This is a genomic window from Paraburkholderia sp. IW21, from assembly GCF_041321145.1.
Lineage (GTDB): Bacteria > Pseudomonadota > Gammaproteobacteria > Burkholderiales > Burkholderiaceae > Paraburkholderia.
On sequence record NZ_JBGGWA010000004.1, the window covers coordinates 129,135 to 152,479 of the forward strand.

General features: G+C 63.2%; 18 protein-coding genes and 1 pseudogene. 8 read left to right on the plus strand and 11 right to left on the minus strand.

Annotation, left to right across the window (positions count from 1 at the left end; genetic code table 11):
* Positions 1-444 precede the first annotated feature (444 nt).
* The 4 genes and pseudogenes from ACAX43_RS11050 to ACAX43_RS11065 all read left to right on the plus strand — a co-directional run bounded on the left by ACAX43_RS11050 (position 445) and on the right by ACAX43_RS11065 (position 3,526).
* Positions 445-1,161, plus strand: a complete 717-nt coding sequence (locus ACAX43_RS11050; RefSeq protein ID WP_370708437.1) for a transposase — start codon at positions 445-447, stop codon at positions 1,159-1,161.
* Between the two features lie 8 nt (positions 1,162-1,169).
* Positions 1,170-1,487, plus strand: a pseudogene (locus ACAX43_RS11055) (FCD domain-containing protein); the annotation flags it as partial.
* 345 nt (positions 1,488-1,832) lie between these two features.
* Positions 1,833-2,426 (plus strand): hypothetical protein, encoded by a 594-nt coding sequence (locus ACAX43_RS11060; RefSeq protein WP_370708438.1) that lies wholly within the window; start codon positions 1,833-1,835, stop codon positions 2,424-2,426.
* A gap of 275 nt (positions 2,427-2,701) precedes the next feature.
* The gene (locus ACAX43_RS11065) at positions 2,702-3,526 is read left to right on the plus strand and encodes a hypothetical protein (protein ID WP_370708439.1); all 825 of its coding nucleotides are present in this window, start codon (positions 2,702-2,704) and stop codon (positions 3,524-3,526) included.
* Between the two features lie 41 nt (positions 3,527-3,567).
* Here the strand turns inward: ACAX43_RS11065 and ACAX43_RS11070 are convergent, their stop codons facing one another.
* Both ACAX43_RS11070 and ACAX43_RS11075 read right to left on the minus strand, forming a co-directional pair.
* Positions 3,568-4,641: a glycosyltransferase gene (locus ACAX43_RS11070; RefSeq protein ID WP_370708843.1), complete on the minus strand. Its 1,074-nt coding sequence runs from the start codon at positions 4,639-4,641 to the stop codon at positions 3,568-3,570.
* Positions 4,641-5,894, minus strand: a complete 1,254-nt coding sequence (locus ACAX43_RS11075; RefSeq protein WP_370708440.1) for an oligosaccharide flippase family protein — start codon at positions 5,892-5,894, stop codon at positions 4,641-4,643. The genes ACAX43_RS11070 and ACAX43_RS11075 overlap by 1 nt, the downstream gene beginning before the upstream one ends.
* Positions 5,895-6,241: 347 nt before the next feature.
* On the opposite strand from ACAX43_RS11075, the gene ACAX43_RS11080 reads away from it, so the two are divergent.
* On the plus strand, positions 6,242-7,432 hold the full coding sequence (locus ACAX43_RS11080) for a glycosyltransferase (protein ID WP_370708441.1): 1,191 nt from the start codon (positions 6,242-6,244) through the stop codon (positions 7,430-7,432).
* Positions 7,433-7,547: 115 nt separating this feature from the next.
* Here ACAX43_RS11080 and ACAX43_RS11085 read toward each other — a convergent pair whose 3' ends face one another.
* The gene (locus ACAX43_RS11085) at positions 7,548-8,696 is read right to left on the minus strand and encodes an acyltransferase family protein (protein WP_370708442.1); all 1,149 of its coding nucleotides are present in this window, start codon (positions 8,694-8,696) and stop codon (positions 7,548-7,550) included.
* Between the two features lie 281 nt (positions 8,697-8,977).
* On the opposite strand from ACAX43_RS11085, the gene ACAX43_RS11090 reads away from it, so the two are divergent.
* Complete coding sequence (locus ACAX43_RS11090) at positions 8,978-10,474, plus strand: hypothetical protein (RefSeq protein WP_370708443.1); 1,497 nt, start codon at positions 8,978-8,980, stop codon at positions 10,472-10,474.
* A complete protein-coding gene (locus ACAX43_RS11095) occupies positions 10,471-11,685 on the plus strand; it encodes a glycosyltransferase (RefSeq protein WP_370708444.1) in 1,215 nt (404 codons plus the stop codon). Before ACAX43_RS11090 ends, ACAX43_RS11095 begins: the two co-directional genes overlap by 4 nt.
* A gap of 34 nt (positions 11,686-11,719) precedes the next feature.
* On the opposite strand, the gene ACAX43_RS11100 is transcribed toward ACAX43_RS11095, so the two are convergent.
* Positions 11,720-13,459, minus strand: a complete 1,740-nt coding sequence (locus tag ACAX43_RS11100) for an FAD-dependent oxidoreductase (RefSeq protein ID WP_370708445.1) — start codon at positions 13,457-13,459, stop codon at positions 11,720-11,722.
* A gap of 230 nt (positions 13,460-13,689) precedes the next feature.
* Positions 13,690-14,310 (minus strand): putative colanic acid biosynthesis acetyltransferase, encoded by a 621-nt coding sequence (locus ACAX43_RS11105; RefSeq protein WP_370708446.1) that lies wholly within the window; start codon positions 14,308-14,310, stop codon positions 13,690-13,692.
* 176 nt (positions 14,311-14,486) lie between these two features.
* Here ACAX43_RS11105 and ACAX43_RS11110 point away from each other — a divergent pair, with 176 nt between their 5' ends.
* Entirely contained in the window at positions 14,487-15,002 is a 516-nt protein-coding gene (locus tag ACAX43_RS11110; protein WP_370708447.1) for a hypothetical protein, read from the plus strand.
* A gap of 31 nt (positions 15,003-15,033) precedes the next feature.
* On the opposite strand, the gene ACAX43_RS11115 is transcribed toward ACAX43_RS11110, so the two are convergent.
* The 6 genes from ACAX43_RS11115 to ACAX43_RS11140 all read right to left on the minus strand — a co-directional run bounded on the left by ACAX43_RS11115 (position 15,034) and on the right by ACAX43_RS11140 (position 23,286).
* Positions 15,034-16,371: a glycosyltransferase WbuB gene (locus ACAX43_RS11115; protein WP_370708448.1), complete on the minus strand. Its 1,338-nt coding sequence runs from the start codon at positions 16,369-16,371 to the stop codon at positions 15,034-15,036.
* A 55-nt stretch (positions 16,372-16,426) separates the two neighbouring features.
* Complete coding sequence (locus ACAX43_RS11120) at positions 16,427-17,569, minus strand: glycosyltransferase family 4 protein (RefSeq protein ID WP_370708449.1); 1,143 nt, start codon at positions 17,567-17,569, stop codon at positions 16,427-16,429.
* Positions 17,570-17,686: 117 nt separating this feature from the next.
* Positions 17,687-18,646, minus strand: coding sequence for a GDP-L-fucose synthase family protein (locus ACAX43_RS11125; RefSeq protein WP_370708450.1), 960 nt, complete (start codon positions 18,644-18,646; stop codon positions 17,687-17,689).
* A gap of 5 nt (positions 18,647-18,651) precedes the next feature.
* Positions 18,652-19,770 carry a GDP-mannose 4,6-dehydratase gene (gene gmd, locus ACAX43_RS11130; protein ID WP_370708451.1) on the minus strand — a complete coding sequence of 373 codons (1,119 nt, stop codon included), beginning with the start codon at positions 19,768-19,770 and terminating at the stop codon, positions 18,652-18,654.
* A gap of 93 nt (positions 19,771-19,863) precedes the next feature.
* Complete coding sequence (locus tag ACAX43_RS11135) at positions 19,864-22,098, minus strand: polysaccharide biosynthesis tyrosine autokinase (protein WP_370708452.1); 2,235 nt, start codon at positions 22,096-22,098, stop codon at positions 19,864-19,866.
* 48 nt (positions 22,099-22,146) lie between these two features.
* Entirely contained in the window at positions 22,147-23,286 is a 1,140-nt protein-coding gene (locus ACAX43_RS11140; RefSeq protein ID WP_370708453.1) for a polysaccharide biosynthesis/export family protein, read from the minus strand.
* Positions 23,287-23,345: the final 59 nt, after the last annotated feature.

The window sequence follows — 23,345 nt, forward strand, 5'->3', positions numbered from 1 at the left end:
AATTTCTGTTCCGCGTTGTCGCGCGTAGAGAACGATATGCCGCTTTTTTTGGCGGCATCCGCCCGAAAAGTTGGCAATCGACCTTCACGCCAGGGTAAACCTTTAACACGTCACGCCCTCAGTCACGCTTGCGGAATTCAAAAAACATGGTGTGACTCGACTGCCTCTCACAGTGGCAACCGAAGAAATCAGTCGAAAAGCCGCGCACCAACCGCTATCGGGTTTCAGTACAACGACGTGTCTATGATCCGTTATGCGACGCACCGGTCCAGATGCTGGTTGCGATCGGCAAATCAACGAAAAGAGGCCAGAAAAATGGCCTGTTCGCGACGCAAACGCACGCACATGACCGATAGAATTTCCTCCTATACGCACGTTACGCACCGTCACGCGCCCGATACCTGTCGGATCGTTTTCTCACATCGGATTTCCGGTTAATTCAGCATGACACGGCTTGCACGGCACTACGTCCCAGAACAACCGCAGCACGTTATCTTGCAGGGGCTCACAGGGCCCGCATTCCTGGACGAAGGAGACTACCTGTACTTCCTCGCCTGCCTGGCAGACGCGGCGCGCGTCGCCGATCTTGCGGTCCACGCGTGGGTACTCATGCCTGACGCGGTACAGTTCCTCGTCACGCCTTCATACGCGTCGAGCGTGGCCATGGCGATGCAGGCGGTCGGCCGTCGCTATGTCGAGACCTTCAACCGCCGCCATGGACGCCGCGGTACGGTGTGGCGTGGCGGGTACCGGTCGACCGTGATTGAGCCCGACCGGTATTTCCTGCTCGCGAGCCAGTTCATCGATCATGCGCCGGTGCGCAACCGCCTTGTGGTCGAGCCGGGGAACTACCCGTGGTCGAGCTACACGCACCACATCGGGCTGCGTGTCGATAGCTTCATCAAGGATCATCCACTCTACCGGGCGCTCGGCAATACGCCGTTCGAGCGCCAACAGGCTTACCGCGATCTGGGCGCACAGCCCCTCGACGAACGCGAGCTCAATAACCTGACGCAGTCGACGCTCGAGGACTGGGTGCTCGGCAGCGCCGCGTATTGCGAATGGGCGGCGCAGACAGCCAACCGACGTTTGATGCCCCTGCTGCTGCGCGACCGGCCGCCCCGGGTTCGCACGACACGCGCCCTCGCACACGTGGGCTAGTCAAAAGAGCGTCGGGTAGAAAAGTAGTCGAAGTCTCCACGCGCTGGAACGTGTCTCGCGGGCCACTGCGCGAGGCATTCCGCGCATTGGAACAAGCCGGTTTGCTGAAGACTGAGAAAAATCTCGGTGTCACAGTGCGCGCGCTGTCGCGACGCGAGGCCGAAGAGATTTACGAGGTTCGTGCGATGCTGGAGGAAGCGGTCGCCCGCGCACTCGCCAATCGGATGACGCCCGAAACGCTTGCGACGCGCAAAGGCATCATCACGTCGATGAAAGCCGCGAAGAAAGAGCATGACGTCACTGGCTACACGGCAGAAGGGGTGCAGGAGGCCATGAAGCGCTTTACCAATACGAATTACCTGCTCGCTGCCATGGAACCGCCCGCAGATGCGTTTCGGCGGCGGTGAGAGAGACGCCAGAAGCGCCAGGGCTTTCCCTACGCTTTCGTACCGTTGGCCGCCTCCCAACACCGATGTGTCTTGATTCGACTGCAGGATGGCGTTTTCGCGCGCTATACGATGCCTTCCGTCGACAGTACCCGGTGTTACGCTGAAGAAAGCAGCCTTCGCGGCAGTGAGCCGCCGTTAATCGGCAAAATCAGCAGCCACGAGAACATACCGCGAAGCGCGAATGCCGGCGAACGGCTAAACATCGCTGCGGGAGCGACTGCGATGGGAATCAGAACATATACGGCATTGACGCTATGGGTGTTTAGCAGTGCTGCTTTCGCATGGCAGCCGCTCACCTATCCAGTCCGAAGTCAAAGCGCTTATCAGCGCAGCGTCGACACCGCGCTCTGTTACGCCGCGGCCAACAAGCAGACCAAGGTCAATATCGCGCACGAATCGCAGCTTCCGCCGCGCAAACCTGTCGCAACCAAAACGTCGTCGACGGGTGCTCCGTCGCGGCCACCGTTGCCCACCAGCAGTTTTTCAGCGACCCCGCCAGGCACGAGCATGCCCGCGGCTTCAGCCGCCGCTGCCGCAAGCGCGCCCGGCACGAGCACAACAACGACCACGGCGACGACCGCCGCGCCCGCCAGGACGGCGAGTTCGACGCCGGCAACCACGGCCGCCACGCCGGCATCGGCAACCATCGCGGCAGATCACGGCGCTTCGGAAACAGCCGCGGCCAGCGCGGCCCAGACGGCAGCAGCCTCCAGTGTGAAGCTGCCGCCGCTGCCCGCACCCGAACCGCCAATGACACAGTACTGGGCCGCGTATGGCGCGTGCATGCAGGCACGGGGTTACGTCGTCACACAGTGACCCCGCTTGCAAGCCTCGTTGCGGTGCCTTGTTCTTTTTGATTGTGGCGCCGGCATTCGACGCCCGTTTGCGAAACGGCAATGTTTAGCGACATTACTTCCGAACCGCATGATTCCCTCCGATGCAGGCACTGCGGTGCGCCGCTAGCCGGTCGCTTCACGCCGTGTCCTGCGTGCAACGCGCGCCCGGTCGGTTCGCTTGGCACACGTACCGCGCCGACTTCACGCCTGAATGTCCAACTGAGCGACTCTCAGCCGATGCGTACAAACGGGCTCATGGCGCCGAAGATCTGGAGCCCGTCCTCGCGAGCCTTAACGGATCCGTACTATGCCATCCGCGAGCAGCCGGTCGCCGTACCCGTCTCGCAGCGACTGCGCCGGCCGGTGTTGCTTGGGGTGTCGGTGATGATGGTGACATCCGCCGTGTACCTGGGCTTCATACGCAGCAACGACTCGGTCGTCGGCACCCCTATCGCCGTGTCCGGGAAAGTGAAGACCCAGAACGTCACGCCGCCCGTTGCCATCGCTAACCGGCCGACACCTGTCTTAACCGCCCGACGCCTGGCGCCCGTGCGGTCCCCGCCCATCCCGCCGCCCGCTGCGGCGCCCCCTGCTTCGCATCAGGTGGCGACAGCGTCGTCCGACGCGAAGCACAACCCGGCCAGCCAGGTAAGCGGCCCGATAAGCAGCCAGGCAAGCAACCAGCCCGCCAAACCTCGCGTGAATGCCGCGAGGCAGCTCCGCGCCGCCCGCGCCAATCTGCAACGGAACAATCTGTCGGCGACGAAAACGCGGCTCGCGGCGGCCATCGCGGCGCAACCGGATAACCCCGACGCGCTGCGCCTGCGCAAAGCGGTCGCCAGCCGTGAACAGCAGCGGGACGCTCTGCTGAGCGTGGCGCGAGGTTGCGGTTATATCGCCCAATGGTCATGCGTCCAGCACAGCGCCGGGGACGCGCTGGCGGTCGATTCGAGCAGCCAGGAAGCACAGCGGCTGGTGACGTTCGCGATGCGGGAGTCCGAACTGACGAGCGCGTGGCCGTCGGCACCCACGCCCGAGGCCGCGCCCGACCCACACGGTGTCGCCATCAGCCACCATTGAACGTGACGGGCCCGCAGTGCGAGCTTCACGGCCGGCGCGAACTAGCGAGCCGGCACCGCCGGACTGACTTGATGTGCGATTGCCCGATAGCGTGCCGCCGTATCCCTGAGCGTCAAACCGGCAAGCGAGCGTTGCGCCCGTGCCTGCCCGAGCGCCACGACCACGGCATCCGCATAGCATTGCATGTCGTCCGTATCGACCAATTGCACGCAGGGAAATCCGCTCGCGAATGCAAACGACGGAATCTTGCTCGCGACGATCGGGATACCGGAGGCCAAGGCTTCGAGAAACGCCACGCTATGCGCCTCGGAGCGCGACGGCATGACGAACACGCTCGACTCCGACAGCACGCTCGCCACTTCGGAGCGCGGCCCGGCCACCACGACACGGTCCGCGAGCCCCAACTCACGCACGAGGTCGACGACACGGCGGTGGTAATCCCGATCTTCGACCACGCCATACAACACGAGACGCGCGTCTTGCACCCGCTTGAGCACTTCGGCGAACGCGCGCACCGTCAGAAGCTGATTCTTCACCGCCGCGTACCGGCCGATCTGCACGACCTGCGGCGCCTGGCCGCTGCGCCCGGCGTCGGCAGTGAACGCGAAGCGCCCGAGATCGACGCCGTTGGGCACCACGGTTATCGAAGGGTGCTGTCCAATGGACTGCACATAATCCGTCACGCCTTGCTGCGATACGCTGATCACCACCCGGGCACGTCCCGACAGAATGTGCTCGACGCGCCGGAACAGCGGACGCTCGAAGTCGTTGGTGGCCGAATGCATGACATAGACGACCGGCACGCGCAGCGGCAGCGCGCGCGCATAAAACGACGGAATCGTGGCGTGCGCAAAAATCACGTCCGGACGGAAACGCCGCACCGCGAGAAACAGATTCCACAGTTTGCCGCCGACCCGCCGCTGCCGCGACGGAAACAGACACTGCACGCCGTGCCGCCGCAGTTCGTCCTGCAACGGCATGAACTCGGCGTGCGGGGGCATCAGCGAGGCCACGCCCACCACCATGCCCTCGGCACATTGATCGATGGCGAGATCTTTCGCGAGAACCTCCGCACCCGACAAACGCGGCGCCAGAACCAGATGAAACACTCGCATCATGGCGTCCTCGCAGTCAGGGTCCTGAACAGCATCCACGACGCGGCGCAGCCGAGACCCAGGGTCATGGACCAGGCAATGCCCGTTACGCCCCACCAATGAACCGCGGGGGGCGCGCTGATCAGCAATACGACGACCTGAATCAGCGAGGCGTGCACGGTCGCCTTCGCGTCACCCACGGCGCGCAGATAAGCAACCAGCACGGCGATCAACGCACCGATCGCCATATTGATCACCAGAATTCTGAACAGCGGCACCGCCGGCAGCCACGCGGCGCCGAGAATCAACGAGAAAAGCGGCAAGGCGATCAAGCGGAGCACCTCGACGAACCCCGCCAGCCCAATCGCAATCACGAGAAGATAAATCTTGATGAGCCGCGATGCCGCCTGCGGACTTCTGCGATGACGCGCCGCGAAGGTGGGGAAGAGGTATTGCGACATGGCGATCGCGGCGTCGGCGAGCAGCATCTGCGCGAGCCGCGACGACATCTGATATCCACCCAGTTGCGCCGGGCCGAGCAGCTTGCCCACCACGACCTTGTCGAACTGGTTGAGCAGCAGATTGATCACACTGCTCGCCCAGATCCAGCGGCTGAAGCCCACGTAGTGACCGATTCCCGACCATACGGCGCGTATCGGCGGGCGCGGTTTCATCGTCGCCCAGGTCAGGACGCTTTTCAGGCTTTCGCCGACCACGAGACCGATCAGTACCGAGGCCGCGCCCGCCCCGAAGTAGGCGAGCGCCAGCCCGAACGAACAGTCGACAAAGGCGGCCGCCACCTCGACGCCCGCAATATGCTGGAACCGCCGTTCGCGCTGCACGAGGTAGTAAGTGGGCGAGGCGAGACCGCGCAGCAGCGGCAGCAGTGCGGCGAGCTGAATCAGCACGAGCGAGCCGTTCAGATGAAACTGGTTGCTCAGCAATGGCGCGAGCGCGACCAGCAGCAGCGAGATGAGCACGCCGCGCGCTGTCAGCGTCGTCCACACCGCGCCAAGCTGGGAACGCGTCGGTGGATGTTCGCCTTGAATGACCGCTTGGGCGAGACCGGTGTCGGACAGCGCCTCGGCAATCGCCACCGCGAGCAAAGCCACGCTCACGCTGCCGATCGCCGCCGGCCCGAGCATGCGGCCAATCGCCAGAAATTTGACTGCCACTAGTCCACGCACGGCGAACTGCTGCAACAGCACCCATGTCGCCGCACTCGCGCCAAAACTGGCCGCTATAGAGAGGGCCGGAAGCCTGATCGCCCGCAAGCTGTATCTCCGTCGAATCGGAACGCCGTTGAATCGGCACACGCAGCGATTCAACGCATCGCTGCGAACGCCGCCGGCGCATAATTTGTTAGGTCGCACCAGCAAGCTGGCGAAGTTTTATCGAATGCTATGCACGACCTTACCGCGAGAGATTCGGCAACAACCGCCATCAGCTAGGCCAGTTCAGCCGAACCTATTGCGCGGTAGTACGTTTACCCACAGAACAGATCAAATAGATGGCTTCGCGACCGCCCGCGATGCTAACGTTGATCACCTGGCGCCCTTGGGCAGCCGGCGCCACGGCACCTTTTGCACGACACGTTCGACCACGGAAGACGACTGAATCGATGGAACAAGACTACGTCCTGATTGTGGAGCCCAACCTCACCGGCCATCGCTGGCGTTATGTGGAGTGGACCATGCAGGCCTGCACGGAGGCCGGGTATCCGTGCATCCTCGCGACCGAATCCGCCAACGAAGACCACCGGCTTGCGAGGCAGATCGTCGCCGCCAACCGCGCCGACCTGCAGATTGCGTTCGTCGATCCGCGGGAGCGGCCTCGCGGCCTGCTCGGCGAGCCCAACCAGTACTCACGCTTTCACCGCTATTTCAAACGCGTGCATCGAATCGTCGGTCACGCGCAGCCGATCAGGCTGGTGGTCGTGCCCTATGCCGATTACTTCTTGTACGGGTTGCCGTTTCTCGGCTCGCCGTTCGGCAAGACACCGTGGATCGGCATCACGATGCGCTCGACCTTCCATCATCACAAGGTCGGCATCAAATCGCCCGATCGTCCGATCGTCAACGCGGTCAAGGCGCAGCTCTTCAAACGTGCGATCAGGACGACCGGGCTGCGCACGCTGCTGACGATCGACCCGACCCTGCCGGAATGGTCGGCGCGCAACGCCGCGAAGACCGGCGCGGCTGTCGCCTATGTGGCGGACCCGTTTCCCGACGAGCGGGCGGAAAACCCCGTTCTGGCCCGCGAGCGGCTCGGCCTCGACCCCACCCAGCGCTATCTGCTGGTATACGGCGCGATCACCGAACGCAAAGGGATCTACGAACTGGTCCACGCGTTGACGCGTCTGGAGCATGCGCCCACGCTGATCGTCGCCGGCGAGCAGGATGCGGGCACCCGCCATTTCATGCGCAACCATGTGCGCAGCCTGAACCCCGCGCCGCTGATACTCGACTCATTCATTGCGAACGACGTCGAGCGCGACCTGTTTTCCGCCTGCGATGCGGTTTGGCTGGGCTACAAAGGGCACTACGGAATGAGCGGCGTGCTGGTGCAGGCGTACCGGTTCGGAAAACCCGTGATTGCAACGGAAGACGGTCTCATCGGCTGGTTCAGCCGGCGTTGCGAACTGGGGCCGATCCTGAGCGACCTGAGTTCCGCATCGATCGGCCGCGCGATCACCGAGACCATGACCTCGTGGCCGCATGCGCCTCAAGCCGTGCCGTCGGCGCGCGAGGATCTGCTGTCACGGCATACGCTCGGACAATTCAAGCAGACCCTGCTTCAGCAAATGGCCTGATCCGCCAATACGCCTTTCGATACGCCATCAACTCGGCAGAAACCCAGAGAGTCTCCAGGCGCTGTGCCCTGGCCGGCAGCGGCGGCTGGCGCAGGGCCGCCGGCCGCACGGTTACTCAGGACAACTGGCCGCCGGCGACCGGCACTTCTTCGCGCACCGAACTGTTGCGCTTTGCCGGGAACAGCGCGTTGCGCATCAGCAGGAACGGATACTCAATCGCGCGCGTCGTTACGTAACCGATCGCAATCGCGAAAGCGAACTGCGCGGTGAGCGCCACAATCCAGATCACACTCGGTGCAAGACCCATGGCGGTCGCTTTATGAATCAGCATGTCGCCCGGGGCAAGCGCAAGCGAATGCCACAGGTAGATGCCGTACGAATAGAGGCCGATCCACGCAATCCCGCGGTACGCCCACGACGTACGCAGCGAGCCGGAATACTCCAGCACCAGCACGATCAGCGCGGCGAAACCGATCGCCTGAATCGTATAACCAATGCTTTCGTCGAGCGCGATGTGTTTAGTCGCGAAGGCGAGCCATAGGCACAGCAGCACTACACTGCCGATCAGCAGCCACTTGCGCTTCGCAAGCTGCTGATAGACACCTGGTTTCATCCAGTAGATCGCGGACAGAATCACGCCGATCAGCAAACTGTCGAGCCGGTATTGCGTGTAGGCGAAGGCGCCTTCAAGATTGCCGCCCGCCACGGCGAAGCAACGCGCGATGAGGACCACCACGCAGACGCCGCTCAGCAGGCTGATAATCGTCCACGCGCCGAGGCGCCAGCGCGCGAACAGCAACAGCAGCGCCGGCAGGACGAGGTAAAAGTGCTCTTCAACCGCAAGGCTCCAGGTCTGGCTAATCGAGGTGCCGAGATAGTTCTGCAGGTGCGTCAGGTTCTGGACCAGAAACGTACTCCACGGGTGGCGTCCGGCCACTACGTGGAAAGCGATCAGGACGTAATACGCGGGCCAGATGCGAAAAATCCGCCGGATGATAAAGCGCCGTGCGTCGACGTGACCTGTTTCGGCGTACTGTCGAAGCAGCAGGCCGCCAACCAGGAAGCCGCTGAGCGTGAAGAACAGATTCACGCCTTCGCGTCCGAAATTCTTCAGCGGGTACTCAACGATCTGGATCAGGAAGTTGCCGGTATGAACGGCATGAAAGTGAAAGCCCATTACCGCGATAATGGCGATGCCGCGCACGAAATCGAGCTCGATGGCCCGGCCGGCCTTTGCGGGTCCCGCCCCGCCGAATAACTTCATGTTCTTCTCTCCTGTCACCATTCGCGGGCACATGTCCCTTTTGCATCTTGGGTGGCGGCACGCGGACGTGCGCGCCAACATCAAGGCATTGACCGACAACATGGCCAAGTGTGCGCGCGTCTTGCAGGGGCCACCCTTGCCACTGTCGCCAGAATCCAGGCCAACGGCGACGAAACGGGCCGCCGAAAAGTGGCAAGTGGGGATATTCCCGCACAATGACCCGATGCGAGACCGTCCGCTACAGACCGACGGCGGATCGACAGCACGGGGAGGAATCAGCAATGCGCCATCAGTATGCGACGCTCTGGATATGGATTTTTCTGTTACCGCTTGCGCTGGACTATAAAGCGCCCGACGCCAACGTAGGCCACTTCGCGCAGTTCGGCCTGGTCATTCCGGCGATCGCCGCGGGGCTTGCCCTCGTGCTGATCGCGCCACGCTTTCACGACGGCTCGCGGCTACGCTCGGTGGTCACATTCAGCGTGCTGCTGTGCGTGCTCGGCAGCATCGTCGCCCAGTTCGCTCAGGATAACGACACTGGCAACTATCTGCGCGTTCTTTTGCCGTTCATGCTGTTTTTGCTGGGCTACCTCGTGGCCTGCCGCCCGTGGAGCGAATACAGGCTCTCGCAGTTCGAGCGCGCCCTGTTCGTCGCCAACACGATCAGTCTTCTGTTCACGTTCGTCTATGGCATGGCCACAGGCGGCGATCTCGAGGACGTGCGCTACCGCATCATCTCCGCGACGTTACTGGGGCTGCAAGGCGTGCTGCTGCACGAATTCATGGTCGCTAAACGCTTTTCGTTTTTCACCGTCGCAGTGTTCGGCGTCAGCGTGATCGTCGAATTGCTGAGTGTGACGCGCAGTTTGCTGGTCGGCACGGTCTTGCTGTTCCTGATCGCGATGGCGCTGAGTGCACCGTCGATCAAGCAAATCTGGCGCACGGCCGCCCGCAGCCTGACCGCCGGCGTGTTGCTGGCCGGCGTGGCCGGCATCGTGGCCATAAGCTTCCCAGCTGTTTCCGAGCACTGGACCCAGCGCATTTTCGCGTCCGAGGAAACCGTCACCGGCAAGGACCCGACCACGATCACCCGTCTTGCCGAGATGCGCGATCAGTACGACCAGGTGACGGCGTCGCCGGAAACGCTGCTGTTCGGCGAAGGCTACGGGCACTACTACCGCTATTCCCCGGTCTACCTGCCCGACCTTGCCGGCCAGATCAGCGAGAAAGACTTCTACGCGATCCACGAATGGCCCGCGGGCCACAATTTCTGGGTCTACCAGTTCTTCGCGGGCGGCCTGCTGTTCGGCATCGCCATGCCTTTGGTGACCTTGGCCGCGCTGGCGATCTGCTTCTTCTCGTATCGCCACTGGCGCTCGGTGGTTCCCAACGCGCCCATGCTTCCGGTGCTGGGGCGCGCCATCATGCTGTTTGCCGCCCTGCCGGCCACCTCGATCGGCGGCAATCCGCTCGGGCCGCGTTTCTCTGGGCTGATATTCGGCATCGCTCTCGGTTTGATGATCGCCACGCACGCGCGCTTGCAGCGCGCGCTGCCGGCGCGCGCGAAGCGCGTGCCCACGCCACCGCATCCACGTCCGGCCGCCCCCATGCCTGAATTGCCCGGCAGAATCCAGCCCGGCATGGGTCGCGCCGATCTCGCGACAACCCTCGGCATGTCGCGCGCGGCCACCACCGCGTCCGGCTCCGGCCAGTTCGGCGCCCTCGTGTCGCGCACGGCGTCGACGCCAGGCTCCAATCGACCGGATATCGTCCGATGAAAATTCTCCATCTGCTTGCAAGCATCGATCCACGCGCCGGCGGTCCGGTTGAAGGCGTCCGCCGCAGCGGCGTGGCCATGCAGGAGGTCGGACACGAAATCGAAGTCGCCACCTGCGATGCCCCCAGCGACGCGTACCTCGCGGCTTTTCCGTTTCCGGTCCACGCTTTCGGCCCCGTCAACAGCCGCTACAGCTACAGCGCGGGACTCGTGCCGTGGCTCGCCGCCAACGCGAAACGGTTCGACGCGGTCATCGTGCACGGCTTGTGGCAATACCACGGCTTCGCCGCGTGGAAAGCGTTGCGCAGAAGCGAGGTGCCCTACTACGTGTACGCGCATGGCATGCTCGACCCGTGGTTCAAACAGGCGTACCCGCTCAAGCATCTGAAGAAGTGGCTTTACTGGCCGTGGGCCGAATACCGTGTGCTGCGTGACGCACGCGCAGTCATTTTCACGACGGAAGAAGAGCGCACGCGCGCACGCCAGTCGTTCTGGCTGTACCGGGCACGGGAGCGGATCGTGCCGTTCGGCACGACGGTCCCGCTGCTCGAAGCCGAACCCTTGCGCGAAGCGTTCCTGCAGGCCGTACCCGGCTTGGGCGGCAAACGCATCGTGCTGTTTCTCGGCCGCGTCCATGCGAAGAAAGGCTGCGATCTGCTGATCGACGCCTTCGCACGCGTCGCCAGCCGCGATCAGGCGCTACACCTCGTCATTGCCGGCCCCGACGAGACCGGCTGGGTGGCGACGCTGCGCGCTCAGGCTCAGGCGCTTGGTATCGCGCATCGCATCAGCCTGCCGGGCATGCTGCAGGGCGATCTCAAGTGGGGAGCGTTTCATGCGAGCGACGTGTTCATTCTGCCCTCGCATCAGGAGAACTTCGGCGTGGCGGTTGCCGAGGCGCTCGGCTGCGGACTGCCGGCGCTGATCTCCGACAAGGTCAACGTCTGGCGCGAGATCGAAGCAGACGGCGCGGGAATGGTTGCCGCCGACACAATCGACGGTACGGAACAGAATCTCGTGCGCTGGCTCGAACTCGACGACGGCGCGCGCGCGGCCATGCGCACTCAGGCAGCCCGCACTTTCGAGGCGCGCTTCCGGATCGAGACCATGGTGAGCGCATTGACCGCGCTGCTGGAAACGAAAGGCAGCGCCGGCGAAGCGCGTGAAAACACCCTCAGCACGCTGCGCGAAGCAACTCAACCGAGCCGGTGACCGCGCGCCGCCTGGGCGCAGTCACCGGCTGTCTTTATTGCTCCTTCATCAACGGCGCCAGATTCGAGGCTGCGATCGGCAGCGTCTCGACTTGAGACGGCGCCTGCATCGAACTCATGGCATTGTTGGCGGCTTCACCGCGCGTATTGCCGACCATGTCCGGAATATCGAGCTGCCGCACGAGATGACCCGCGAGGCGTAGTGACAGCGCCGCGATCGTGATGGTCGGAAAGTTGGCGCCGACGGTCGGAAACACCGAACTGCCCGCCACGTACAGGTTGCTCATTCCATGCACCTTGCAATCGCGATCGACCACGCCTTCACGTGGCGAATCGTGCATGCGCGTCGTACCCATGTGATGCCACGTGCCCTCGAGCTTAGCCGGCCAGCCCCGGCCTTCGAGCGGCGCGTCGAGTTCGACGTCCGCGACGCCGGCCATCTGCAACTCCTGCGCGAGCAACGCGAATGTTTTATCGAAGGTGCGCTTCACCTGTTCGCCGAGACGCCACTCCACCTTGACGCGAGGCATGCCGAACCGGTCCCGCTTATCGGCCGACAAGGTAACCCGGCTATCAGGATCGGGCACGGCTTCGACGATGGCCTGCAGGGTCACGTCGGTGATTAGCGCCGGCCACTGCAACAGCCTCGTCAAACCGTAACCCACGGTGTGCAGCGGATGCGCGGCCATCGTGGCGATATCGGCCTTCAGGCTGCGGCCCGGCTGGTCTTTTTGCAGCAACGCTTCCTTGCAGCGGATCAGCGCTTCGGAGCCCGCGCTGCCTTCGCCATACCAGCGCGAATAGAGCCATACGCGCGAATTCAGCAACTTCTCGCGCTCCATCAACTCCTGCTTTGGCGCGAACTGTGAAGATATCTTCGTGCCGTGCGCGGACACCGCGGCATTTTGATAGTGATACTTGATGTCATACAGTTTGTTGCGCGCAATGCCCTGACGAAAGCGCACTTTTCCGGACATCATCCGCGGATGATCCATGAAGTATCGCCCCACCAGGTCGTTGGCATTGCCGAGGCCTGCCGCCTGCACGTTGTTCGAGGCAAGCAGGAGGCGCGCGTTCTCGATGCCGCCCGTGGCCAGCACGAAGATTCTGGCGACCACCGTCATCCTGCGCCCACTGATCGTCGACACCTGAAGTCGCGAGACCGACGAGCCCTGCGTGTTGGCGTCGATACTCAGCACGTTCGCGTGCAGAAACACGCGCACCCGCGACGAGCGCGACAACTCTTCGCGATACGCCTTGCCGAAGCGAACCGGCGGGCTGAACTGCGCGACGGTATCGCGCATGTCGCCGGTCGCAAGCGGCAAACGCCGCACGTCATGGCGCCCGATCTCGCGCTCCCAGTAGGCAGGGTCGAAATTCTGCGGGCCGAGCTTCAGCAGATCGTGCGTGCGCGCATAGTACGGCGCCAGCTCATCGAGCCCGAAGGGCCAGCCGCTGTGCGCAATCCAGTCACGCTTTTCGAAGTCCCACGGATCGAGCGGGCGGCACCAGCCGCCCCAGCAGTTGCTGCTGCCGCCAAAGTAGCGGCTGCGCGAGCCGTCCGCGAACGTATAAGGAAGGCCGGCGTTTTCGCCGCGATAAAGGTCGCGGGTTTCGTCGTCAGGCCCGAAGCCCCCGCTTTCGAGCATGCAGGTATCAATGCCCGCCTTCGACAGTTCCCGCGCCAGCGTGATGCCAGCCACGCCTGCGCCGATAATGCAGACCGTCGTTTCAATGACCGCGTTTTGTTCAACAGTACGAGTATCGATGAACATCCCCACTCCCCATCTTATGCGTGCGTCTAGTGAGTGCGTCATTCCGGCCGCTCACCGGCCGGGGCTAAGGAGCAAACCACGCACACGTCGTTACCGAACCTTTCATCGGCGTCACCGCGGGCGGCGATCAACAAACATCGATCGACAATCCCATTGCGACCGCCGACATTCCGGCTATTAACGACCTCGGTCTCCCCAGCGTATAAACGCTGCGGTTCTATCTCTGTGCTTCAGGCCACGGAATCGAAGCGGTTTCTTATGAAACGGCATGGATTGCCGCCGTACACCCCCTCGGGTTCCAGCGAACGATGCACGACGGATAGCGGCGTCACCACGGCTGAACGGCCGATCGTCACACCCATCTGCACCACACACTTTGAAGTGATCCAGACGCCGTCCTCGATGACGATCGGCGCGACGCGCAGATCCATCGTAGTGCTCATATCGTGAGAGCCGGCGCTCAGGAACGTCCCTTGGGAAATGCAGACATTCGAGCCGATGCTGATCAACGCCTGGTTGTAGATCCAGACATCGACACCAAACCAGCAGTGATCGCCGACCTCCAGATTCCACGGCGACTTCACACGCAATGGATGCACGAAGCGGCAACCCGCGCCGATCTTCGCCCCGAACAGCCGTAATAGCGCAACCCGGACCGACGAGAGCGGCAGCAGTTTGTTGTTGATCACACAGGCTTCGACGACAAACCAGATGAGTTCGATCAGGGCACCGCGCTTTGCACGATAGTTTCCCTTTCCCGCCTCGCTCAGATCGATGACGCGGCCTTCCTCGCGAACGCCTGCGACTTCCGGCATGCGCCCGATCTGCGGATCGTCGGCAACGTTGCCCATCAGCTTTCTCCAGTCCACGAGCGGTAGTAAGGATACCCATGCATCGTGCTTACATTATGTTTCGAGTCATTACAGGACTTTGCACCATGGCTGTACAGGGAAGCGTTTTGGCGGCTACACGCGTGCCGGGTGGCGCACGATAGCTTTATCGCGACTGCATCACCTTGGGGCATACAATGATCATCCCGCTTCGACATACAACGACCTCGCTGTTTCTCGCCATTGCCACGTTTGCCGCGCCGGCGCTCGCGCAGAACGCCGCGCCCGCAACCGCCGCACCGGGCCCGGCCGCTACGGCGGCGACCGGCTACGGCACCCCTCGCCCGGCCGCGGCCGCCAACGCGCGCGGCGTGCGCCACAAACACGAAGACCAGTTGCTCGGCGCCCCGCGCCAATACGGCACGCCAGACGCGCAGCAAGGCAATACCGACGACGCCCAGCAGGCGGCCCTGCTCGACGAACAACGCATGACAGTGCTGGGCGGAGGGGCGGGCGGCCAGCCGGCACTCGGGAAGGGGCTGCGCAACAAGGCGCCGGGCGCCGCGAACGGCAAAGTGCAAGCGGCCGGTCAGCCGGGGCGTCCCAACGCGGCCAACGGCTTGATGCCCGCAGGGGCGGCGAAAACCACTTACGCCGATCCGTACGACCCGACCGGCCCCGGCAAGCACTCCGTCTATCGGTCCCCGTGGTGATATCGCATTCATGACATGGCCGCGTGCCGGATCAATCCGGCGCGGCTTCCTCCGCGCGAGACGGTTTGCGCCGCCGCCGGGCCTCAGTGGCCGCCGGCTTCGGCGCACCGGAATACGGCGCCTTTTCTTTTGCACGCTTGCCGCGTGATTCACGAACCAGCGTCGCGAGCCGCTCCTCCAAGGTTCCAATCGTCGACTCCGGCGACAGCGCGCGCTCCGCATAGTTGCGCGCGGCCTTGCCGAGCGCCGTGCAGCGATCGGGATCGCTCGCCAGCAGGGTAATCGCCGCCGCCAACGCCTTGACGTTGTCCGGCGGCACGACCACACCACGCGGCGACACCGCATCGTAGAGAGCCGTGCCGCGCCGCGCCATGGCCACGACGGCACGCCCGCTTGCGAACATACCGGTGAGCTTGGACGGCATCACCAGATCCGCGGCGTCGCCGCGTTGCGGCAGGATGTGGATGTCGGCAAGATTGAGGAGTTCGTTCAGGCGCTCCGCCGGTTGCAGCGGAATGAAAATGCAATTCGTCAATCCCGCACAGCGCTCGAGCAACCTCGCCTTCGCCGCGCCGCTGCCGCAGAAAACGAAGGTGACGTCGGCACGTGCAGCCAGCGAGGCCGCCGCCTCGGCCAGCGTTTCGATGCCCTGTTTCGCACCCATGTTGCCCGAGTAGAGGACCACCTTCTGGTCGTCCGGAATGCCCAGCAAGCGCCGGTATTCGCTCGGGCGCGGGAGCGGAAAAATGGTCGACACATCGACCCAGTTGGGCAGGCACACCACGCGCGACGGCTCCACGCCCTTGGTGGCCGCGCGCGAGCTCATTTGCCGCGTAATCGACGACACCGCATCGAAACGCCTCAGCAACGCGCTTTCGATCCAGCGCGCCGCGCGGGCCGCGAGCGAGCTCTTCAGCAGACCCAGGTCGAATGCAGCGTCGACCTCGTAGTCCTGAATATGCAGCCACGCGCTGGCCTGCGCGAGGCGCGCGATGGTCAGCGTAGCCGGCGCGCACATCAGGGTCGGCGCGATCAGCATGACCGCATCGGGACGCCACAGCGCCTGCCAGGCGAGCAACGGCAACGAACTCGCGGCGAAGCTCGCCAGATGCAGCATCCGCTTCAAGCCGCTGGGACGTGAGGGCACCCATAGCGGCGCACGCCAGATCGTCACGCCGTCGCGCATTTCGCGCTGATAACGCCACGACGCATAGCCCGCTTCGACGCGCCACTCGGGGTAGTAAGGCGGTGCGCACACCACGCGAACCTCGTGGCCACGACGGGCCAGGAGCACGGCCATTTCAGCCGTGTACTTACCTGTTCCCGTCAGTTCAGGTGCGTAGTTGAGGCCGTAGATCAGGATCTTCATTGTGACTGCCAGAACGTGTTGGAGCTTCGCATGCGCGACGGGGCCGCGAGGCGCGTCAGTCGCTCAGCATTAGCGCACAGCCGCGGGCAATATTGGCGGCGGCTGAAGGCGGATCGAACCGGCGAATCACATCCATGCAGCGATGCGCCGTGCCACCGGCGTCGGCGAAAGCCTCGATCGCCTTGAGCATCGTCCGCTGCAACCCGGCGACGTCGCCCGCCGTGAACGCATAACCGCTCACGCCGTCGATCACCAGTTCCGGCACGCAGCCGCAACTCTCGCTGACCACAGCCGGGCAGCCATGCGCGAGCGCCTCGTTGACGACCAGTCCCCACGGCTCGCTGTAGCTCGGCAGCACCATGCAGGTTGCGCCGTAATATTCCTGGGTGAGCGGTTCGTCCTGCAAACTGCCGGCGAAAGTCACCGCACCGCCCAGCTCGAGTTCGGCCACCTTCGCGTGCAGCATGTCCGCCATCGGCCCCGTGCCGACAATCCGCAATCTGGCTGCCGGAATCCGCCGCCGCAATCCGGCGAACGCCTCGATCAGCGTGCCGATACCCTTCTCTTCCGAGAGACGGCCGACGTACAGAAACACCGGCGGATTACCGGCGCGCGCGGCGATCCGCTCGACCAGCGCACGCTCCGGCGAAAACGACCCCGGCAATGCAGCGGCCTGACACGGCACGAAAATTTTGTCGCGCTTGGCCCCGAGCGACAGCAGATAGTCGCGGCTGCGCTCGCCGAAACCGAAGTAGCCGTCGCAGAGGGAGAAGAACACCCGCTTTGGAATCGACGTGAGCAGCTTCTTGGGCCGGTCGCGCGCGGTCGAATCGCAGAACACCGCGCGCCGCTTGCCGGTCACGATGCACGCCGCCAGCATCGCCCAGTATTCCGGACGGTGATAGCCCGGCAGGACGATCAGATCGGACTTGGCCCGCAATACTTCCCAGGTGAGCCGCGCGATCATCTTCATCGTCGGCACATCTTCGTAGCAACCGTCGAACAGCTTATGCATCGGATAGCGATGGTACGAATAGTCGACATCCGAAAAGCCGACGCGGTCGTGCTCGGTATCCGCGATCTGCACCATCGAATAGCGAATCGCCCCGGACGACGAAATGTTATGCAAAGCGGAGAACACGACACCCTTGTGACGCGACCATACGACGTTGTGGAAGATCGTGACTGACGCTGTCATTTTTATGGCACTCCTGGAAAAATCGTCCTTATATGCGTTGCGCGGACTGCCCACGCGAAACGCCCCCCGCGCCCCCCTCAACTCCGGAGCCGCGCTCAACAGCCCTTCAGTGCGCGCCTATGCCTGCATGGCGGCAGCGGGCGTCGACCCGGCATGCAATTCAACGAATTCCCGATACGTGGACGCGATACCCTCCTCCAGACCGATCGTTGCGTGCCAGCCCATTTGCGCGAGCCGCGATACGTCGAGCAGCTTGCGCGGTGTGCCGTCGGGTTTGGACGCGTCGAACACGAGTTCGCCCTCGAAGCCCACCACCTTGCAGATGCACTCGGCCAGTTCGCGAATCGACAGGTCTTCACCCACACCGACGTTGAAGAGACCTTCCGTGACGTTGTGCTCGAGCACGAACAGCGTGGCCGCGGCGAGATCGTCGACGTGCAGAAACTCGCGGCACGGCGTGCCCGATCCCCACACCGTCAAGGTCGCGGAGCCGTTCACCTTCGCTTCGTGCGCCTTGCGCAGCAGCGCCGGCAACACGTGACTGCTGTTCAGGTCGTAGTTGTCGTTCGGGCCATACAGATTGGTCGGCATCAACGAGACGTACTGCGTGTTGTATTCGCGGTTGTACGCTTCGCATAGCTTGAGGCCGGCGATCTTCGCAATCGCGTAAGCGTCGTTGGTCGGCTCGAGCGGCGAGGTCAGCAGATACTCCTCGCGGATCGGCTGCGGACATTGCTTCGGATAAATGCACGACGAGCCGAAGAACACCAGCCGCTCGACCTGAGCGCGATAGGCGGCGTGGATCACGTTGGTTTCGATCACCAGGTTTTCATAGATGAACGCGCCCGGCCTCGACGCATTGGCGAGAATGCCGCCCACGCGCGCGGCCGCCAGCAGCACGACATCGATCTTTTCCTGCTCGAAAAAGCGGTTCACGGCAGCCTGATCCGTGAGATCGAGCTCCGCCCTCGAACGCATGACGACGTTGTGGTAACCCTCGGCAGAAAGCCGCCGGACCAGCGCGGAGCCGACCATGCCACGGTGGCCCGCGACGAAGATGCGTGCTTGTTTGTTCATCGCAGTTACTCGTGATGTTCCAGTGCCGTGAAACCGGCCAGTGTGACAAGCGCGTCACGTCGTGCAATCTGATAGTCCGCCCGCACCATTTCCTTGACGAGCGCGCTGAACGGCGTGGTCGGCTTCCAGCCGAGCTTCGCATGCGCTTTCGAGGGATCGCCCAGCAGCGTCTCGACTTCGGCCGGCCGGAAATAGCGCGGATCGACCCGCACGATCACATCGCCGGGCGACATCTTGATCTCGCGCCCTTCCACTTTATCGACGATACCGATCTCATCCACGCCCGTGCCTTCGAAACGCACGGTGACGCCCAGTTCAGCCGCGGCGTGCCGAACGAAGTCACGCACGCTGTACTGCACGCCGGTGGCGATGACGTAATCCTCCGGCTGCTCCTGTTGCAGCATGCGCCATTGCATCTCCACGTAGTCGCGCGCATGGCCCCAGTCGCGCAGCGCCGACAGATTGCCCAGATAGAGGATCTTCTGCATGCCCACCGCAATGCGCGCCACGGCGCGCGTGATCTTGCGCGTCACGAAGGTCTCGCCGCGCACCGGCGATTCGTGATTGAACAGAATCCCGTTGCAGGCATAGAGCCCATAGGCCTCGCGATAATTGACCGTGGTCCAGTAGGCGAACAGCTTGGCGACCGCGTACGGGCTGCGCGGATAAAACGGCGTGGTCTCCGACTGCGGAGTCTGTTGCACGAGGCCGTACAGCTCCGAGGTCGAGGCCTGATAGAAACGCGTCTTGTGCTGAAGCCCGAGAATCCGGATCGCTTCGAGAATCCGCAGGGCGCCGAGGCCGTCCGCGTTGGCCGTGTACTCCGGTTCCTCGAACGAGACCGCCACGTGGCTCTGCGCCGCGAGGTTGTAGATCTCGTCAGGCTCGACGCGCTGGATCACGCGCAGGAGGCTGGTCGAGTCGGTCAGGTCGGCGTGATGCAGGAAAAGCCGCTGATCCGGGTCGTGTGGGTCGCGATAAAGATGATCGATTCGGTCCGTGTTGAACAAGGATGACCTGCGTTTGATGCCGTGTACGTCGTAATCCTTGGCGAGCAGCAGCTCGGCGAGATACGACCCGTCCTGTCCGGTGATGCCGGTGATCAGCGCGACCTTGCGTTTCATGAAGCTCTCTCCTCGTTAACCTTTGCGATGCCAATGCCAATGCCAATGCCACGTCACAGCCGAGTGGCCGGCTCCGGTCCCGGAGCCGTCCTCTCAACCGGCGATGCTGTCGTATCCGTAATAGCCGCCCTGATAGCCTGAGCCAAGGAATGCGCCTTCTTGCGGTACATCGGTGAGCAGCACGCCTCTGAGCGATACGCCGCCGTTGAGCAGGCGCTTGGCCGTCTCGGCAATTTCGTTCAGCGGGTGGCGTCCGTGGCGCACCACCAGCAGCGTCGTGCCGGCGTATTTGCCGATGACCGTCGAGTCGGTCACCGCGAGCACCGGCGGCGTGTCGACGATCACGATGTCGTAGTGCGATTTCAATTCCTCCAGCATCGTTTCGAAGCGCTTGCTCATCAGCAATTCGGACGGATGCGAGGGCAGCGTGCCTTTGGCGAGCACGTCGAGTCCGGGCAGCACATCGCGCTGGATGATCGCCGTCAGATCGCCGCCGCTCAACACGTCGGAAAGGCCCGGCTGATGGCCGATACCGAAATGCGAATGGACGTCGCCGCGGCGCATGTCGCCGTCGATAATCAGCACCCGCTTGTTCGCCGACGCCACCAGCGCCGCCAGATTCACCGACAGGAACGACTTGCCGGTGTCGGGTCGCGAACCGGTGATCATCACGACGTTGTTCTCCGCATGATCGAGCGACAACTGCAGCGATGTCCGCAGATTGCGCACGCCTTCCACGGCAATGTCTTCAGGCGCCTGCTGCGCAAGCACATGCAGACCGCGCCGGCGCAGCATGACGTTTTCCTGCAAACGCAGCTGGGTCTGGCTGCGCGGCACGATCGCGAACACCGGCACGCCGAGTACCGCTTCGAGTTCGTCCGGACGTTCCACGCCGCCATACATGGCGCGCTTGAAGAAGGTCAGCATGATGCCGATCACGAGGCCGCCGCCGAGCGCGATCAGGATCGCCAGCACGCGCTTCGGACGCACCGGCTCGTCAGGCGTTTCGGCGAAGTCCACCACACGCACGTTGCCGACCTGGCCGGCTTTCGCCACCCGGAGTTGTTGGGCGCTGTTCAGCAGGTTGGTATAGAGATCCGTGTCGACGTGCACGTCGCGCAGAAGACGCAACGCGGTCTGCTCGGTGTCCGGCATCACGGCCACGCTGCGGTTCATGTTGGCCGCCGCACCTTGCAACGCTGCGATCTGTGCATCGAGCGCCGCTACCGCCGGGTGATTCGGCGTGAAACGCTGCGACATCTCCGCGCGTTGCTGCTGTAGATCGAGCAGCTTCGTCTTGTTTTCGACGACCTGCTGGAGCAGCAAGCGGCTTTCTTCACCGAGATCGACCGTGCCGTGCGTGTTCCGGAACTTGTTATAGCGCTGCTCGGCGTCGTCGAGTTCCTTGCGCAAGCCCGGCAGTTGCTGATCGAGGAAGGCCAGCATATGCTCGGCTTCCGTCGAACGGCTCGCGACATCCTGGAGCACGAACTCGCGCGCCATGCTGTTGACGATCGCCGCGGTCAACGCGGGGTCGCCGCCTTCGAGGCTGGCGCGAATCACGCCGGACTGAAGCGTGGTTTCGGCCACCACGAGCGCCTTTTGCAAACGGTCCACGGTGCCGAGCGTCGAGGCGCGCTGTAGTTCGAAACGCGAGCCGGGAGCACCGACCAGCTTATCGACGTGCAGCGCGATCGGGCCGTCCGCGGTATCGGTTGCCACAGTCTCGCCTACATGGCCGGAAAGAATGGCGATACCGTTCTTGTCGCGCAGCACGTACGAACCCTCGTTACCCGCAATCAGCGTGAAGGTCGTGTCGTATAACTCCTTCGAGGTGTCGAAGCGCGACACGCTAATGCTCTCGTCACCCCACGCGTAGCCCGACAGGTTGATGAACGAAGGCAATTTGAAGCCCCATTGCCCGTTCACCAGCCCCGCAATCATCCCGCCGATGACCGGCATGTAGTGCGGCGACGCGGTAATGTCGAGGTGCAGGGTCTTGACCGTTTCCTCGGTGACGAGGCGCGACTTCAGCAACTCGATCTCCGCCGCCGTCGAGGGCTTGGTGTCGAACATGCCAGTGAGCGGCGGCAAGGAATCCTTGTTGTTCGCATTGGCGTTCGCTGTCTTGTCCTCGACGTGGAAGAGCACATCCGCGCGATACGTCGGCGGCGCAAGAAACGCGTACGCGCACCCCAGCGCGAGCGCGATCAGCGTCACCATGACGATCGTGCGCCAGCCCCTCACGATCGTGCGCAGATAGTCCGACAGATGCAGCTCGTCCGGTCCGGACACGTCGGTGTAGCGATTTTCGAAGTTGATTGCCATTTTCTTCACCCAACAAAGCCTCGCGGTACAAGACCGCGAGACATAGTTTTACTTCGCGAGGACTGCGCCCGTCACCGCGGCGTTGATCGCCGGCAACAGCAGGTTCAACACGCGGTTGAAGCGAACCAACCCGCCTTGACCCACATACACGACGTCCTTCGGCTGGAGCTCGAACTGATTGGCGAGCACCATGGATACCGGCGAGGTCGCATCGAGGTGATAGACCTGCGGCGATTCGCCAGTCGAATTGCGGATCACGAAAAGCTGTCTGGCCGCCGCCGTGTTGGAGTCGAAGCTGCCGCTGTCGGAAATGGCCTGCGAAAGCGTCAGCGAACCGTTGCGCATCGGCATGATGGTCGCCGGCTTGTTGACCTCGCCCATCACATACACGCCGCTGTCTTCACGCGAAGCCACGCGCAACATGTCGCCCGGTTGCAGATAGATGTCCGACGGATTGCGGCCACGCTTGATCAGATCGTCCACGTTGATCGGATAGGTGACGCCGTTGCGAATCAATTCCACCCGGCTGCGATCCGCGTTCGCGCTGAAGCCGCCGCCCTGGTTGATCGCACTCGTCAGCGACATCGGAATGTCGTTGATCGATTGCGCCCCAGGCGTACGCACTTCGCCGTCGATGTAAATCTGTGCGGCCCGGAACGAGGCCACCCGCACCGTCACCTCAGGCTTCTGGTACACGTTGCTCAGTTTCTTGTGCAGCTCTTTCTGGATCGTCGCGACGTCCTTGCCCGCCACATGCACCGTGCCCGCGTACGGGAACTGCACGTCGCCGTGTTCGTCGATCAGGAAACCAGGCGCCGCATCCGACGTTTTCGCATTCTGCGCAGGCTGGCCTAGCGCAGCGGCAAGTTCCGGGTGATCCCACACGACGATCTGCAGCACGTCGCCGGGGCCAACCTTGTAAGCCGTCGGTTTGCCGAACAGCGCGAGCATCTGCGGCGAGAGCGCGGCGGACGTCTGCGCCGCGCTCATCTTGCGCAGCAGCGCGAGGTTGATGTCGGTAATCGGTATCTGCTGTTGCTGCGATGCTTCAGTGCTGTAATCACCACCCGTGTCCTGAATCGCGGCTGGCGTAACCATCCGTTGTCCAGGTGCGATCCCGCATCCGGAAAGCAGTGCGGCCATAGCGAAAATCACGAGACTTCCCGTGCGTATTCCAAGCGAGCTCATGGTGTTTCCTCCTTGTGCCAGGGCTCGGTCCTCGGGGGAGGTAGCGCCCAGCGTACTTG

Bases quoted from the DNA above. Each gene is read 5' to 3' on its own strand.
- ACAX43_RS11050 (WP_370708437.1), top strand. From the start codon at position 445: ATGACACGGCTTGCACGGCACTACGTCCCAGAACAACCGCAGCACGTT.
- ACAX43_RS11060 (WP_370708438.1), top strand. From the start codon at position 1,833: ATGGGAATCAGAACATATACGGCATTGACGCTATGGGTGTTTAGCAGT.
- ACAX43_RS11080 (WP_370708441.1), top strand. From the start codon at position 6,242: ATGGAACAAGACTACGTCCTGATTGTGGAGCCCAACCTCACCGGCCAT.
- ACAX43_RS11105 (WP_370708446.1), bottom strand. From the start codon at position 14,310: ATGGGCAACGTTGCCGACGATCCGCAGATCGGGCGCATGCCGGAAGTC.
- ACAX43_RS11140 (WP_370708453.1), bottom strand. From the start codon at position 23,286: ATGAGCTCGCTTGGAATACGCACGGGAAGTCTCGTGATTTTCGCTATG.
- ACAX43_RS11100 (WP_370708445.1), bottom strand. From the start codon at position 13,459: ATGTTCATCGATACTCGTACTGTTGAACAAAACGCGGTCATTGAAACG.
- ACAX43_RS11125 (WP_370708450.1), bottom strand. From the start codon at position 18,646: ATGAACAAACAAGCACGCATCTTCGTCGCGGGCCACCGTGGCATGGTC.
- gmd (WP_370708451.1), bottom strand. From the start codon at position 19,770: ATGAAACGCAAGGTCGCGCTGATCACCGGCATCACCGGACAGGACGGG.
- ACAX43_RS11115 (WP_370708448.1), bottom strand. From the start codon at position 16,371: ATGAAGATCCTGATCTACGGCCTCAACTACGCACCTGAACTGACGGGA.
- ACAX43_RS11120 (WP_370708449.1), bottom strand. From the start codon at position 17,569: ATGACAGCGTCAGTCACGATCTTCCACAACGTCGTATGGTCGCGTCAC.
- ACAX43_RS11110 (WP_370708447.1), top strand. From the start codon at position 14,487: ATGATCATCCCGCTTCGACATACAACGACCTCGCTGTTTCTCGCCATT.
- ACAX43_RS11095 (WP_370708444.1), top strand. From the start codon at position 10,471: ATGAAAATTCTCCATCTGCTTGCAAGCATCGATCCACGCGCCGGCGGT.
- ACAX43_RS11085 (WP_370708442.1), bottom strand. From the start codon at position 8,696: ATGAAGTTATTCGGCGGGGCGGGACCCGCAAAGGCCGGCCGGGCCATC.
- ACAX43_RS11135 (WP_370708452.1), bottom strand. From the start codon at position 22,098: ATGGCAATCAACTTCGAAAATCGCTACACCGACGTGTCCGGACCGGAC.
- ACAX43_RS11070 (WP_370708843.1), bottom strand. From the start codon at position 4,641: ATGCGAGTGTTTCATCTGGTTCTGGCGCCGCGTTTGTCGGGTGCGGAG.
- ACAX43_RS11065 (WP_370708439.1), top strand. From the start codon at position 2,702: ATGGCGCCGAAGATCTGGAGCCCGTCCTCGCGAGCCTTAACGGATCCG.
- ACAX43_RS11090 (WP_370708443.1), top strand. From the start codon at position 8,978: ATGCGCCATCAGTATGCGACGCTCTGGATATGGATTTTTCTGTTACCG.